Origin of the sequence: Rugamonas aquatica (genome assembly GCF_009380215.1) — a bacterium.
In the GTDB taxonomy this organism is placed as follows: Bacteria; Pseudomonadota; Gammaproteobacteria; order Burkholderiales; family Burkholderiaceae_D; genus Rugamonas; species Rugamonas aquatica_B.
On record NZ_WHUG01000008.1, the window covers coordinates 270854 to 286316 of the forward strand.

Annotated in this window: 10 protein-coding genes; 4 read left to right on the plus strand and 6 right to left on the minus strand. The window is 64.5% G+C overall.

The features are described from left to right. Nucleotides 1-3: 3 nt before the first annotated feature. Both GEV02_RS20415 and argH read right to left on the minus strand, forming a co-directional pair. On the minus strand, nt 4-660 hold the full coding sequence (locus GEV02_RS20415) for a DUF6445 family protein (RefSeq protein WP_152839804.1): 657 nt from the start codon (nt 658-660) through the stop codon (nt 4-6). Nucleotides 661-662: 2 nt separating this feature from the next. Beyond that, entirely contained in the window at nt 663-2060 is a 1398-nt protein-coding gene (argH, locus tag GEV02_RS20420; RefSeq protein WP_152839805.1) for an argininosuccinate lyase, read from the minus strand. Nucleotides 2061-2167: 107 nt separating this feature from the next. Between argH and GEV02_RS20425 the strand changes: the two genes are divergently transcribed. Further along, the gene (locus tag GEV02_RS20425) at nt 2168-2593 is read left to right on the plus strand and encodes a GNAT family N-acetyltransferase (RefSeq protein WP_152839806.1); all 426 of its coding nucleotides are present in this window, start codon (nt 2168-2170) and stop codon (nt 2591-2593) included. A gap of 76 nt (nt 2594-2669) precedes the next feature. Here GEV02_RS20425 and GEV02_RS20430 read toward each other — a convergent pair whose 3' ends face one another. Then, nucleotides 2670-4064, minus strand: coding sequence for a YfcC family protein (locus tag GEV02_RS20430; RefSeq protein WP_235922849.1), 1395 nt, complete (start codon nt 4062-4064; stop codon nt 2670-2672). Between the two features lie 11 nt (nt 4065-4075). Beyond that, nucleotides 4076-5215 carry a succinylglutamate desuccinylase/aspartoacylase family protein gene (locus GEV02_RS20435; protein WP_152839808.1) on the minus strand — a complete coding sequence of 380 codons (1140 nt, stop codon included), beginning with the start codon at nt 5213-5215 and terminating at the stop codon, nt 4076-4078. A 159-nt stretch (nt 5216-5374) separates the two neighbouring features. On the opposite strand from GEV02_RS20435, the gene GEV02_RS20440 reads away from it, so the two are divergent. The 3 genes from GEV02_RS20440 (at nt 5375) to GEV02_RS20450 (ending at nt 10876) form a co-directional block, all read left to right on the plus strand. Continuing rightward, nucleotides 5375-8143 carry a TonB-dependent receptor gene (locus tag GEV02_RS20440; RefSeq protein WP_152839809.1) on the plus strand — a complete coding sequence of 923 codons (2769 nt, stop codon included), beginning with the start codon at nt 5375-5377 and terminating at the stop codon, nt 8141-8143. A gap of 108 nt (nt 8144-8251) precedes the next feature. Further along, complete coding sequence (locus GEV02_RS20445) at nt 8252-9574, plus strand: cyanophycinase (protein WP_152839810.1); 1323 nt, start codon at nt 8252-8254, stop codon at nt 9572-9574. An 81-nt stretch (nt 9575-9655) separates the two neighbouring features. Beyond that, nucleotides 9656-10876 (plus strand): cyanophycinase, encoded by a 1221-nt coding sequence (locus GEV02_RS20450; RefSeq protein WP_408014860.1) that lies wholly within the window; start codon nt 9656-9658, stop codon nt 10874-10876. A gap of 336 nt (nt 10877-11212) precedes the next feature. Here GEV02_RS20450 and menC read toward each other — a convergent pair whose 3' ends face one another. Both menC and GEV02_RS20460 read right to left on the minus strand, forming a co-directional pair. Then, nucleotides 11213-12373: an o-succinylbenzoate synthase gene (gene menC, locus GEV02_RS20455; protein WP_152839812.1), complete on the minus strand. Its 1161-nt coding sequence runs from the start codon at nt 12371-12373 to the stop codon at nt 11213-11215. A gap of 66 nt (nt 12374-12439) precedes the next feature. Next, nucleotides 12440-15193, minus strand: a complete 2754-nt coding sequence (locus GEV02_RS20460) for a TonB-dependent receptor (protein ID WP_174999197.1) — start codon at nt 15191-15193, stop codon at nt 12440-12442. Between the last annotated feature and the right edge of the window lie 270 nt (nt 15194-15463).

Sequence of the window (15463 nt, forward strand, 5' to 3'; positions counted from 1 at the left end):
GGCTCAGGCCATCCAGAAGAAGACTGCGGTCATGCGCTTGTCGTCATGGTCGCAGCCGAAGTAGCCGCTGGCCGAGTGCACCATGTTGGCGCGGTACAGCAGCATGCGGTTGAAGCGGTTGTCGACGCGGTGTTCTTCATGCCAGGCCTGCGGCGGCAGGCTGGTGACGCCCAGCGCTTCGCGCAGGTTGGCGTGCGGCGGGCTGCAGTAATTGCCGCCCAGCGTGCCGTCCGGATAGCGCAGGCGGTAGAACGAGGTGCCGGCCTCCGGCAGCGGCTCGGGCGACAGGTAGATCACCGCCGCGTAGCGGCACAGCTTGAGCGAATCGGTATGCGGACGCGGGCCGGACTCGATGCCGCCCACCAGCTGCACGTAGTTGTGATTGAGCGTGCTGCCCGACGGCGTGGCTTCCTGCCACAGCTTTTTCGCGCCGGTGACTTTCTTGACCCAGGCTTCCACCTGCGCCAGTTCGTCCGGCAGCAGCGCGCCCTTGCTGCGCATGCCGGGCCATGGTTCCGGGCGGTGCGGCGCGCCGAGCTCCCAGTCCTCGCGGGCGAAGCAGCGCTGGGCCACTTCCTCCGCGTTCGGCAGGATGTTATCCATGACCCAGTAATCGCGCCCCAGCTGCGGTTTGCGATAGGTGAGCGTAGGGCGCGCCATGCTTACTTGGCGAGTTGTTCGCGCACGCGGGCGATGGCCTTGCGCACCTGGTTGGGTGCGGTGCCGCCGACGTGGTCGCGCGCGGCGACCGAGCCTTCCAGCGTCAGCACGGCGAAGACGTCGTCCTCGATCAGCGTCGAGTAGGCGCGCAGCTGGTCCAGCGACATTTCGGCCAGGTCGATCTTCAGGTCGTCGCAGGCGCGCACGGCGTGGGCCACGGCTTCGTGGGCGTCGCGGAACGGCAGGCCTTTCTTGACCAGGTAGTCGGCCAGGTCGGTCGCGGTGGCGTAGCCCTGCAGCGCGGCGGCGCGCATCGCTTCCGGCTTGACGCTGATGCCGCCGGCCATGTCGGCGAAGATGCGCAGCGTGTCGACCACGGTGTCGACGGTGTCGAACAGCGGTTCCTTGTCTTCCTGGTTGTCCTTGTTGTAGGCCAGCGGCTGGCCCTTCATCAGGGTCAGGAGGCCCATCAGGTGGCCGTACACGCGGCCCGTTTTACCGCGCGCCAGTTCCGGCACGTCCGGGTTTTTCTTTTGCGGCATGATCGACGAGCCGGTGCAGAAGCGGTCGGCGATGTCGATGAAGCCAACGCGTGGGCTCATCCAGATCACCAGTTCTTCCGACATGCGCGACACGTGGGTCATGATGAGCGAGGCGGCGGCGGTGAACTCGATCGCGAAGTCGCGGTCGGAGACGGCGTCCAGCGAGTTGTGGCAGACATCGTCGAAGCCCAGCGTCTTGGCGACACGCACGCGGTCGATCGGGAAGGTGGTGCCGGCCAGCGCGGCGGCGCCCAGCGGCAGGCGGTTGACGCGCTTGCGGCAGTCGGCCATGCGCTCGGCGTCGCGGCCGAACATTTCGACATAGGCCAGCATGTGGTGGCCGAAGGTGATCGGCTGCGCCACCTGCATGTGGGTGAAGCCCGGCATGATGGTGTCGGCGTTTTTCTCGGCCAGGTCGGTCAGGGCGCCGCGCAGGGCGCCCAGCAGCTCGACCACGTCGTCGATGGCGGCGCGCACGTACAGGCGGATGTCGGTGGCCACCTGGTCGTTGCGGGAGCGGCCGGTGTGCAGGCGCTTGCCGGCGTCGCCTACCAGTTCGGTCAGGCGTTTTTCGATATTCAGGTGCACATCTTCCAGATCCAGCAGCCATTCGAACTGGCCGGCTTCGATCTCGGACGAGATCTGCGCCATGCCGCGCTCGATCTCGGCGCGGTCGGCGGCGCTGATGATGCCTTGCGCGGCCAGCATTTCGGCGTGGGCCAGCGAGCCCTGGATGTCGGCCTTGGCCAGGCGCTTGTCGAAGAAAACGGAGGCGGTGTAGCGTTTGACCAGGTCCGAAACGGGTTCGTTAAAACGGGCCGACCAGGCTTCGCTTTTTTTGGAAAGTTGTGCAGTCATAGTGGGGAAGGCTTGTGCGCGTGAGTGATATGAGTAATGTCAGCAGCGATTATAAACCGCAAGCTGCTCAAAAATATGTCAACATTAGCTTTTTGATTATCGAAATCATGACGACTCTGCACATCAGCACTAACAAGGCGGACCTGGACGTGCCGCTGATTCATCAATTTATCAGCGAGCAGTCGACGTGGGCGATCGGCATGCCGCTGCCGGTGCTGGAGCGGGCGATCGACAATTCGCTGTGCTTCGGCGCGTATCTGGAGGGACGGCAGATCGGCTTCGCGCGCGTGGTGACGGATTGCGCCACCTTCGCCAACCTGGTCGACGTGTTCGTGCTGCCGGAGTTTCGCGGGCGGGGTTACAGCAAGCAGTTGATGGAGACGGTGCTGGCGCATCCCGATTTGCAGGGCCTGCGCCGCTTCACGCTGGCGACCGGCGACGCCCACGGCCTGTACGAGAAATTCGGCTTTACGCCGCCGTCCCGGCCGGGGACGCTGATGGAGCGCTACTTCCCGAATATTTACGCTAACTGACCGCTGTCACTCCCGCGCAGGCGGGAGTCCATGGAACGCTGGCTCAGTATGGACTCCCGCTTTCGCGGGAGCGACGTTATTGCCAGTTCATCAGGCAGGGCGGCACCAGCAGCGCCAGCGCCAGCGCCGCGTAGATCAGCTGCAGCGGCACCATCCACTTGGCCCAGGTGATCCAGGGGATGCGCGCCAGCGCGAGCACGCCGACGGTGATGCCGGAGGTCGGGATCATCGGCGTGGTGAACTCGCCGAACTGGAAGGCCAGGATCGCGGTCTGGCGCGTCACGCCCACCAGGTCCGCCAGCGGCGCCATGATCGGCATGGTCAGCGCGGCCTGGCCGCTGCCGGAGTGGATGAAGAAGTTGATCACGGTCTGGATGCCGAACATCTTCCACGCCGCGAACACGGGGCTGGACGACTGCACCAGCGGCATCAGCGCGTGCAGCATGGTGTCGATGATATGGGCGTCGCGCGCCAAAATCATGGTGCCGCGCGCCAGCGCGATCACCAGCGCCGTGCCCACCAGGTCGCGCGCGCCCTGGATGAAGGCTTCGACGATCTGCGTCGAATCAAGCTTGCCCACCAGGCCGATGACGATGCCCATCGTCAGGAACAGCGCGGCGATCTCGTCGATGTACCAGTCGTAACCGACCACGCCGCCCACCATGATCGCCAGCGAGCCGACGAAGATCGCCAGCACCAGCTTGTGGTTGCCCGTCATGCCGTGGAACTCGCCCAGGCCGTGCGGCTGCTCGCGGCGCTTTTCCAGGTCCAGCGCGTAGGTCGGGCTCAGCTCCGGCGTCTTCTTCACGCGCGCGGCGTACCACATCAGGAACGCGATGGTAATGGCGGTGGCGATGACCCACACGATCAGCCGGTAGGCCCAGCCCGAGAACACCGGCACGCCGGCGATGCCCTGGGCGATGCCGACGTTGAAAGGATTCAGGAACGCGGCCGAAAAACCGACCTGCGAACCGAGGAATGGAATCGATACGCCGGTGACGGTGTCGTAGCCCAGCGCCAGCGCCAGCGGCACGAAAATCAATATAAACGGTATGGCTTCTTCATTCATGCCGAAGGTGGCGCCGCCGATCGAGAACATGGTGACGAACACCGGTATCAACGCCTTCTGGATGAACACCGAGCTTTCGTGCGCGCGCGCCAGCGACTTGATCATCGCGTCGACCGCCTCGGTCTTCTGCAGCACGGAGAAGGCGCCGCCGACGATCAGCACGAAGCCGATGATCAGCGCGGCGTCGACGAAGCCCTTGATCGGCGCCTTCATCAGCGCCGTCAGGCCCTGCGGCGCGCTGGCGATGTAGTGGAAGCTGGACGGATCGATCAGCTGCTTGCCGTTGACCAGGTGGGTGTCGTACTTGCCGCCGGGGACCAGCCAGGTGGCCGCCGCGATCAATGCCAGAATGATGAACAGCAGGACGAAGGTGTGCGGCAGCTTGAATTTTTTAGTGGTCATGGGAGTCGATGTCATTGGCTCAGCAGATCGCCGGCGCGGTATGCCTGGGCGCCGGCGACTTTGCCGACGTTCATGCCACGGATGACGTGGCGGTGTGCGCTGCGGGCGAAGAACACGCCGGCCACGCCGGCGCGTATGGTCGTGGTCTCGCCGCTGACTGGGTCGATCAGGTCGGCCACGGCGTCGCCCGGCGCCACGTGCGCGCCCAGCTCGCGGGTGTAGACCAGGATGCCGGCGTGCGGCGCGTACAGCGGCTCGACGCCTTCCAGCGGCGTGGCCGCGCACAGCGGCGCGGGCAGCACGGCGGCCGCCGCCGCGGCTGCGGCGTCTTCCGCCTGCAGCACGCCGTTCAGCGTCAGGAACTGGATCAGGCCCGCGGCGTCGCGCTCGGCCAGCGCATAGCTCACTTCCATTTCGCCGCGCAGTTCGATGGTGGTCGACAGGCAGGCTGCCGGTATTGGGTAGCGGCCTTCGAAGTGCTGGTCCAGGTCCCACCACAGGCGGCTGCAGGCTTCGTCGAACGGCTCGCCGCCGGCCTGGTAGGCCAGCAGCAGCGCGTGCGCGCCCATGATGGCCGACAGCGGCGCGATGCCTTCGGCCAGCGGCGTGCCGGCGTAGATGTGCAGCACGGCCTCGTTGTCGCAATGCAGATCGAGCACGATGTCGGCGTCGACCGCCAGCGTCATCAGAGTTTTCTTCAGCGTGTCGGCGTCGGTGGACGGCTGCCACGCGGCGATCGAGGCGCGCGCGTGTTCGCGGATCAGGCGCACGTTGGCGTCGGCGTCCTGTCCCAGCAGGCCGGCCAGCGATTGTTTCAGGTCGTCCGCCACGTGCTTGTACGAGCGGTTGAAGTTGATGCCGGTGGTAAGGTCGAAGCGGCCGAAGGCGGCGCCGTGGATGGCTTGCGCCAGGCCGATAGGATTCGCGGCCGGCACCAGTATCACTTCGCCGGTGATGCGGCCGGCCGCTTCCAGCGCCGTCAGCGTCTTGCGCAGATACTGCGCCACCAGCATGCCGGGCACTTCGTCGGCGTGCAGCGAGGCCTGGATGTAGACCTTCTTGCCGGCGCCCGCGGCGCCGAAGTGTAGGCTGGTCAGTTCGAAGGCGGCGTTGCTGTGCGGGCCGGAGAGGGGATGTTTGTGTACTTGCATGGCGGGGCGGACTTTTTCGACAAAGATTGAGTATGTAGCACTATTTTCACAAAGTAAATCGCTGGGCGGCGAAAGGGGGCCCGGTTTCTTGAGTTTTCGCGGCGATGTGCGTACAGTTAGTTTAATAGAATTATTTACATAACCGCCAGAGAGAAAATTATGGGTGAAGTAGACAGCATGCGGGTAACGACGATGGCGCAATCGGTGCGACTGGCCTTGAGCGTGGGCGCGGTGACGGGTTTGCTGGCGCTGGCCCAGCCGGCAGTGGCGCAGGATGCGCCGGCCGCCACCAGCGCCGCGACTATACCGAAGGTGGAGATCACCGGCTCGGCGATCCGCCGCATCGAATCGGAAACCGCATTGCCGGTGCAGGTCATCACCCGCGAGGAGATCGAGAAGGCCGGCGTCACCACCGCCTCGGAACTGATGGCGCGCGTGTCGGCCAACGTCGGCGGCCTGACCGACGGCGCCAGCATCACCGACGGCCATGACCAGCGCGGCTTCAACAGCGCCAACCTGCGCGGCATCGGCACCTCGTCCACGCTGGTGCTGCTCAACGGCCGCCGCATGGCCAACTTCGCCTCGCCCGGCGACGACACCGGCGTCGACTTGAACAACATCCCGGCCGCCGCCATCCAGCGCGTCGAAGTGCTGCTGGACGGCGCCTCGGCGCTGTACGGCACCGACGCCATCGGCGGCGTAATCAACTTCATCACCCGCAAGGACTTCCAGGGCGTGGAGCTGAACGCCTACGGCAGCAAGACCAAGGAGGGCGGCGCCGGCAAGCGCACCGCCACGCTGACCGCCGGCACCGGCGACGTGGCCAAGGATGGCTACAACGTGTTCGCGGTGGTGGACCTGCAGCGCACCGACGCGCTGAGCACCTCGCAGCGCAAGTTCATCGACAACCTGCACATCCCCGAGCGCCTGCCGCACCTGCTGTCCGGCTACGTATCGCCGGCCAACATCCGCCTGACCGGCGCCCAGCGCGACTATCTGCAGGAACAGGGCTTCACCATCAACGGCAAGCCTATCACCAGCCGCACCATCAATCCGTCGGTGCCGGGCTGCTCGGCGCCGGCCAACCTGTATTTGCCGACAGGCGTAGGCGGCTCGGACGCCTGCACCTACAACTACATGGGCGACACCGAGCTGTATCCGAAGTCGGACAAGGCCAACCTGCTGAGCCGCGGCGTGCTGCAACTGAACGCCAACAACCAGCTGTTCGCCGAGGTGGCGCTGAGCCGCTCGAAGACTTCCTATGTGGCCTCGTCGGCGCGGGTGCAGGCGAAGATCAATTACAAGAAGATTCCGGCGCTGGCCAAATACAACCTGGATTCGGACGAGGCCAGCGCCGATGACGACGTGGTCGGCGACGTCACGCTGCGCGTCCGCCTCAACGACGGCGGCCGCCGCACCAGCGAGTTGACCAGCGAAAGCCAGCGCTACGTGGTCGGCCTGACCGGCAGCGCCAACGGCTTCGACTACGACGTCGGCTTGAACCACAGCGTCAACACCATCAAGGACAAGGACACCCACGGCTATCTGCTGTACGACAAGCTGGTGAAGGGCATCTACGACGGCGTGATCAATCCCTTCGGCCCGTCCGACGCGGCCGGCCGCGCGCTGCTCGACAGCATCCAGGTCAACGACGACGTGCGCCATGCGCGCGGCGTGATGGATTCGATCGACTTCAAGGTCTCGCACGCGGTCGGCACGCTGGCCGGCGGCGAGGCGGCGCTGGCGGTGGGCGGCGAGGTGCGCCACGAGCGCACCGACTTCACGCCGTCGGCGCTGCTGCTGAGCGATAACATCAACAATGACGGCGCGCCCGACGGCGGCCGTCCGACCAGCGACAAACGCACCGTGCAAGCGGTGTACGGCGAGCTGCTGCTGCCGTTCACCAAGCAGTGGGAAGCGCAGCTGTCGGCGCGCTACGATCACTATCAGGTGGTTGGCGGCGCGGCCAGTCCGAAAGTGGGCATCACCTACACGCCGGTCAAGACCATGCTGTTCCGCGCCTCGGCCGGCCGCGGCTTCCGCGCGCCGTCGATGTCGGACCTGTACCGCCCAACGCAGGTCAGCAGCACCGCCACGCTGCCCGATCCGGCCTACTGCGCCACGGTGGACAACAACTACGCCGATTGCGCCGATGCCTGGGAAACCCACCGCTATTCCAACGCCAACCTGAAGCCTGAGCACAGCCGCCAGTACTCGGTGGGCATGGTGATCGAGCCGACCAAGCAGGCGTCGATGACGCTGGACTACTGGAACATCAAGCGCACGGACCTGATCAGCGAGATCGGCGACGATATCATCCTGGGTAACCTGGCCAAGTACGGCAATCTGGTGCACCGCCTGGACAACGGCCAGATCGACTACATCGAAATGCACAAGGAAAACCGCGGCGCCCAGCTGGCCTCCGGCCTGGACCTGGTGCTGGATTTCCGCGGCGTGAACACCTGGGCCGGCAGCTTCGGCGGCCACCTGTCGGGCACTTATGTGCTCAATTCGAAGATCCAGAACGTGGTCGGCGATCCCTATGTGAGCAATCTGGGACGCTTCGTCACCGACGGCGTGGTGCCGCGCTGGCGCCATACCGTCACTTTCGACTGGGATCGTGGCCCGTACTCGGCCAGCCTGTCGAACACCTGGTCGGCCGGCTATGAAGACCAGAACTCGGCGATCGACACCACCGGCGGCACGGTGGTGGCGCCCAACCGCGTGAAGGCGTATTCGCTGTGGGACATGTCGGGCGCCTGGCAGGTCAGCAAGGCTTTCAAGCTGCGCGCCGGGGTGCAGAACCTGTTCAACACCGCGCCGCCGTACTCGAACCAGGCCAAGTTCTTCATCTCCGGCTATGATCCGACCTACACCGATCCGCGCGGCCGCCGCTTCTACGCCAGCGCCAATTACGCCTTCAAGTAATGTAACGTAATGATGGTTTAAGCCGTATTCAGTAATAGATTGGTATCATCTGCATTATCGACGGCGCCGGGCGAGAGCCCTGGCGCCGGTTTTCATCGGAAGGGCAACATGAAATTAACAGGTTTTACGCTGCGGCGTCTCGTCATGCTATGGCTGCTGGTATTCGTCGGCGGCGGCGTGTGCGCGGCGCAGGTGGCGGTTTCCACGCCGGCCGGCAAGACGCCGCAGGTGCTGGTCAAGTCCAGCAAACCGGCCAAGGCGGTGCCGCCTCCCAAGCCCGTGCTGGCGCCGCCGGCGGGCAACCTGGTCATCATCGGCGGCGGCCTGCGCGCCGACAACGCCGAAGTCTGGCAGCGCATCGTCATGCTGGCCGGCGGCAAGGGCGCGCGCATCGGCGTGTTCGGATCGGCCTCGATCAATCCCGAGAAATCGGCCCAGAACACCGTCAACAAGCTCAATCAGTATGGCGCGCAGGCTTTCTTCATTCCGCTGGGCGTAACGCTGCCCAATAGCGACTATCGCAAGGCGGCCGAGGATCCGGAAGTGGTGGCGGCCATCCATTCGGCCACCGGCATCTACTTCACCGGCGGCGACCAGGCGCGCATCACCAAGGCGCTGGTGCGCCCGGACGGCAAGCACACGGCGGCGCTGGACGCGGTGTGGGACGTGTACCGCGACGGCGGCGTGGTGGCGGGCAGCAGCGCCGGCGCGGCCATCATGAGCACCACCATGTTCTACGACGCCAAGCCGACGCTGGACATGCTCAAGCAGGGCGTCAACGACGGCCATGAAATCGCTTCGGGCCTGGGCTTCATCGGCGACGACGTGTTCGTCGACCAGCACCTGCTGGTGCGCGGCCGCTTCGCGCGCATGATCCCGGTGATGCTGAAGAAGGGCTATCAGATCGGCCTGGGCATCGATGAGAACAGTGCGATGGTGGTCAACGCCAAGCGTGATGTGGAGATCATCGGCTACAGCGGCGCGCTGCTGCTGGACCTGTCGGCGGCGATCACGGATCGCGGCATCAAGGGCTTCAACATCAGCAACGCCACCATCAGCTATCTGGACCGGGGCGACAAGTTCAATCTGGTGTCGCGTGAGTTCACGCCGTCGGCCGACAAGGCGGACAACAAGCTCGATCCCAACCAGCCCGACACGCGCGAGCCGGTGTTCACCAACGACATCCTGGGGAACAACGCGGTGCTGGACCTGATGGTCAACCTGATCGACAACGCGCAGCAGGAAGCCATCGGCATCGCCTTCGGCAATCCGCGCGACGCCTATCCTGATCTTGGCTTCGAGTTCCGCTTCAGTAAAACCATCAACAGCGTCGGCTACAGCTCGACCGAAGTCGAGGCGTATTCGGTGCTCAAGTTGCGCATGGATATCCGCCCGATACAGCTGCAGCAGCCGCTCTACCGCTACCGCTAGCGGCGGCAGGAAATCAGGTATATTGGATGGGATGGTGCCTCGGGCGCCATCCCATTTTTCATTGCGGGAGCGGTTATGCGGATGTCAATCTTGAAGCACTGCCTACAGGCGGCGCTGATGCTGGCGGTGCCGCTGGGCGGGGCGCTGGCGGCCACGCCTGCGCCCAAAGGTTCTTTGGTCATCATCGGCGGCAATCTGCGGGCTGACAATGCCGATGTCTGGCAGCGCATCGTGCTGCTGGCGGGCGGGCCGGGCTCGCGGGTGGCGGTGCTGCCGTCGGCCGCCGCCGATCCGGCGCCGGTGGGCGAGGCCATCGTCGCCCGGCTCAAGGAGTACGGCGCGGACGCCTTCCTGGTGCCGCTGGCCGTCAAGCTGGCCGACAGCGATTTCCGCAAGGTGGCTGACGATCCGGAGCTGGCGGCGGCGGTGCGCGGCGCCGGCGGCGTGTTCTTCGTCGGCGGCGACCAGGCCCGCATCACGCAGGCGCTGGTGCGCGAGGACGGCAGCCGCAGCGCGGTGCTGGATGCGGTGTGGGATTTGTACCGCAACGGCGGCGTGGTGGCGGGCAGCAGCGCCGGCGCGGCCATCATGAGCAGCACCATGTTCTATGCGCCGAATACGGTGTTCGCCACCTTGCGCGGCGGCGTCACGGAGGGCAGGGAGATCGCGCCGGGGCTGGGCTTCATCGGCGACGACGTGTTCGTCGACCAGCACCTGCTGGTGCGCGGCCGCTTTGCGCGCATGATACCGGCCATGCTCAAGAAGGGCTACAAGTTCGGGCTGGGCATCGATGAGAATACGGCGATGGTGGTTGATAGCCGGCGCAGGGTGGAGATCGTCGGCCACAAGGGCGCGCTGTTGATCGACCTGTCGCGCGCGACTACCGATCCTGCCAGCGGCGGCTTCAATGTCTCCAATGCGGTCATCAGCTATCTGGACCGGGGCGACAAGTACGATCTGGGTACGCATACCTTCACACCTTCGGAGTCCAAGGCGTCGGGCAAGTTGAAGGCGCATGCGGCGGTGCTGCGCGATCCGGTGTTCTCGGCTGATATCCTGGGCAAGAACGCGGTGGTGGAGTTGATGGAGAGTCTGATGAACAACCGCCGCAGCGAGGCGATCGGCATCGCCACCAGCGGGCGCAATACGGCGCTGCCGGAGCTGGGCTTCCAGTTCACCTTCAGCAAAACGCGCGACAGCGTTGGCTACGCATCAGCCGCGCCGCAAAGCTATTCGATACTGAACATGCGGCTCGATATCCGCCCGCTCGATATCGGCCAGTCGCTGACGCAGAAGAATTAGGTACTTCAAGGTAAGCCCGCACCCGGAGGGGCGGGTATTCTTTTTGGCTATAAAGTCTAATTCGGTCAAAACCGCGCTAATTCAGTCTAGTGGAGTCTAAAAATCGGTGGGAGGTCCAGTTCTTTAGACTGAAATCGACTGGATGCCAAATTCGTTAGACTGAAATCGACTCTGCAAAGCAATCTCTGGACCGAATTAGACTCTCCGCCAAGACGGTTTAGACCAATTCGGATGCATCAACCTCTTTGATTGCGCGCCTTTGCTGTTGTTCGGTAAAGCATCAAACTGAATTAGACTAAGTTGTAATTTGGAATACCCAAGCCCGTGGGGGCCATCTCAGAGGATGCGCTCGCGGTTCAGCGTGTAGCGGGTCACTCGCTCCTCCAGTACGGTAACGCCGATGCCAGGCCCGCCGGGCATCGCTATATAGCCATCGTCGCCCAGTACCACTGCTTGATCGACGATGTCCTCTTTGAAGTAGCGCGACGTTTCCGCTGTGTCGCCGGGCAGGGTGAAGCCTGGCGCTGCCTGCAACTGCATATTGAAGGCGCGGCCTATGCCTGTTTCGTCCATGCCGCCGGACCAGACACCGATGCCGGCCTGCTCGCACAGCGCGGCGATGCGCAGCGATTCGATCATGCCGCCCACCCGTCCTTGCTTGATGTTGATGATGCGCGCAGCCTTCAGGGCCAGCGCCGAACGCGCGTCGTCCAGATCATGGATCGATTCATCGAGACACAGCGGCGTCGCCAGCTGGCTTTGCAGCGCCGCATGCTGGACGATGTCGCTATACGACAGCGGCTGTTCGATCATGCTCAGATTGAAGGCGTCGAGTGCGCGCAGGATGGGCGCGTGTTCGAGCCGGTAGTCGCCGTTGGCGTCGGCCATCAGCGCCAGATCCGGAAAAGCCTCGCGCACGGCCGCCACCCATTCGACATCCTTGCCCTGCATGATCTTCAGTTTGACGCGATGGTACGGCCGGCTCATGGCGTCGGCCACGGCGTCCAGCAGCGCAGGGATGGACGGCTGTATGCCCAGCGCGACGCCCGACTGGATGGGGCGCGCCGCCAAACCCAGCAACCGATGCAGCGGCAGGCCTTGCTGGCGCGCGATCAGGTCCAGCAGGGCGTTTTCCACCATGGCCTTGGCCATGCCGTGGCCCCGCACGGGACTCCAGCTATGCAGCAGTTCGCCCAGCGTCAGACCCGGCTGCACCAGCGGAAGCAGAAACTGTTTGAACACATGCCTTACCGTCTGCGTGGTTTCGCTGGCGTAGAAGGGATCGGGGTCGGCCACGCATTCGCCCCAGCCCACCACGCCGTCCGCTTCCACGCGCAGCAGCAAGGCTTCCTTGGCCGCCCAGGTGTGCACGCTGGTGGAAAACGGCCGCAGATATGGGAGGCGCACCGTAATCAGGTCTATCCTTTGCAGCGCGGGGATGCGTGCCTGCGCCGCAGGCGAAATGGGAACGGCGCTATGCAGGTATTGATGGTCCATGGAGTCGCAGTCAAAGTGATGCCGCCCCGGCGCTCAGCCAACGGGGGCTGAGCGCAGCGGGCAAGACTAGAATTTGTATTGCAGGTTGGCGAACATCGAGCGGCCACGCGGATCGCCATAGGTTGGATCCCAGGTGACTTCGAAGTAGCGCGACTGGTTGGTGAACGGCGGCGCCGTATCGAACAGGTTGATGACGCCGGCGCGCAGCTTGAGGCTCTTGGTGAACGCATAGCTGCCCGTCAAGTCCCACAGCGAATAGGCTTTGACATCGCGGTCGTTCCAGCCCTGATCGGCCAGCCCCGGAATGTTCTGGTCGCGATAGCTGGAGAGGAAGGTGTTGCCCAGGCTCAGATTGACCGGACCCTGGGTCCAATCGACATTGAGCTTGTGGCGCCAGCGCTGTACCGCCTTGTCGTCGCGGAAGACGCCAAGGCCATTGGTCATCGGCGAGTTCGGATCCGACTGGAACTTGTACTCGGTGATCAGGGTGCCGGACAGGCTGGCGCTGAAGCGGCCCCACGAACCCGTATCGCCCTGCCAGTTGATCGCGATATCCAGGCCGGATGTGTTGAGCTTGCCCCGGTTCTCTTTTTTGAACTGGAGATAGGAAACGGCGCCGTCGCTGTCCCGCACGACGATGTTCGGATCGTTGTAGTAGATCGGATTGTCGAACACGGTCTGCTCGCCGATTTCGGAAATGATGTCGGTCTTGTGGATGATCCAGTAGTCCAGGCTGCCGTTCCAGTTCTTGTTGGGTTGAATCACCAGACCGGCTGAGAACTGCTTGGATTTCTCCGGCTTGAGCAGCGGGTTGCCATAGCGGTCCAGATCGAACTGGGCGATCTCGCCCGACACCGGATCCTTGACGAAGCTGGCCGTGGTGCCGGAACGGACCGGCAGGAACAGCTCGCCGATCGACGGTGCGCGGAAGCCGGTGCCGTAGGAAGCGCGGCCCAGCAGCTCCTTGCTCGGGCGATAGCTGACGGCGATCTTCGGATTGGTGGTTTTCAGTTCCGGCGTGGTGATGCCGGTCAGCGGATCATGCACGCCCTTGTAGCGGTCGTGGCGGATGGCGAACTGGGCTTCCCACTCCTTGGTGAACGGGGCGCTGAGCTCGGTGTAGAAACCGGCGATGTTGCGCGAGTTCGAGGCGTCGGCCAGCAGCGCGTCGGAACTGGCGCGGTCGCCCTGCACGTCGTTGGTGCGCAGCGCATCGGTGGAGGCGAACTCCGTCTTCTCGCGGCGCAGCTCGGCGCCCAGGGCCAGCATCAGGTCGCCGCCGGCCATTGGCATCAATGCCCGGGTCAGCTTGCCGTCGATGCTGTCGCTGATGCCCTTGGAGATGCGGGCGGCGCCATCGATCTTGATCGAGTTCATGAACTTGCGGCCGGCGTCGTCGGTGGCGGGAACAAAGGGGTTGTACAGCCCCTTGGCGATCCCCGCCAGCAGCTTGCTGTGCGAAACCCAGCCATCGATATCGAGGTCGGTGGCCTTGTTTTCGCTGTGGTTGTAGGCGGTGTCGTATTCCCAGCTGCCCATGCGCCCGGTGGCGCCCAGCACGAGGCGCGACGCCTTGCTGGTGACTTCGGAGGTGCGGCGGCCCGCATCCGTCAGGCGGAAGCGGAAATTGATCGGGGTGACGATGCCGGTCTTGGCTTGCAGGTCCGCCGGCAAATAGATGCCGGAGGTGGTGCCGTTGATGCTGCCCGAGGTGGCGGGCGAGGCCGCATAGTCGGTGTCGGCCTTGCTGAGCAGGAGTTCGGCAAACAGCTGGTGCGACTCGGCGAGCTGGAAGGTGGCGCGGCCGATGAAGCTCATCTTGTTGGACTTCGGATAGACCTCCGAGTCGCCCATGTAGTTGAAGGAGCAGCCCTCGGTGCCGCCCGGTCCCAGCGGGCGCACCACGTTGGGGCTGCCGTCCACGCAGGACGCCTTGCCGAAGTTGACGCGCCGGCCCGGCGAAGGCACCCAGGTGCCGCCGGGGCCGGAGCCCTTGAGGTAGCTGGATTTGTTGAGCAGGGCCAGCTGGGCGGCGGTCAGGTCCACGTTGGCGGGGAAGGTGGTGCTCGACAGCTGCGGCGACAGCCGGTCGGGCAGGCTGTACTCCTGCATGAACTTCCGTTCGGAGCTGGCCAGGCGCTCCGACTTCTGCACGTCCAGCGCGCCGAACACATTGAAGCGATCCGTGCTCAGGTCGCCGTAGCCGCCGGCCAGCGAGGCGGTGGTCTTGCCGCCGCCGCCTTCGCCGGTTTTCAGGGCGTACACGCTGACGTCGCCGCCCTGGTAATCCTTGCGGGTGATGAAGTTGATTACGCCGCCCATGGCGTCGGTGCCGTAGATGGCCGATGCGCCATCCTTGAGCACTTCCACGCGCTGGATGGCGCCGGCGGGTATGTTGTTCAGGTCGACGCCGGAATTGTCGCCGGGGCTGGCGAAGTTGGCCATGCGGCGGCCATTGAGCAGCACCAGCGTGCTGGACACGCCGAGCCCGCGCAGATTGGCGCCGTTGAAGCCGCGCTGGCCGCCCATCACGTCGCTGACGCTGGCGCCGTCGGTCAGGCCGCCGACGTTGGAGGAAATTTTTTGCAGCAGTTCGGCGGCGGTGGTCACGCCGGATTTATCGATGTCCTCACGCTTGATGATTTCAACGGGCAAGGCCGCCTCGCCTTCGATGCGCTTGATGCTGGAGCCGGTGATTTCCACGCGCTGCATGGTTTGCGCGTCGACGCTCAGGCTCATGCCGCCAAGCGCGAGCAGTACGGCATGGGCGCATCGGGAGCGGCGGAATGCAGAGGCGTGGTGCTTGCTAGCTGTTTTCATGCGATCAGTCCTCGAAAGTGGGTATGCAGACGCAAACACCATGCTTGCGCCACTCCGGTGTAGCCATGGAACGGTTCCAGTGTAGGCAGCGTTGCGCGGCTTGCGCGCGCTTGACCCGGCCTTGGTCGCTCTGGGACAAAGCCGCGTCGCATTGTTGCAATAAAGCCAGTAAGTTAATGTTGCGGACTTCCGACAGTGCGACATGGAATTGCCTATGTGCGCAAATTCGGCGGGCCGATGGCTACAGCCGCCGGATCGGTGGCAACATGG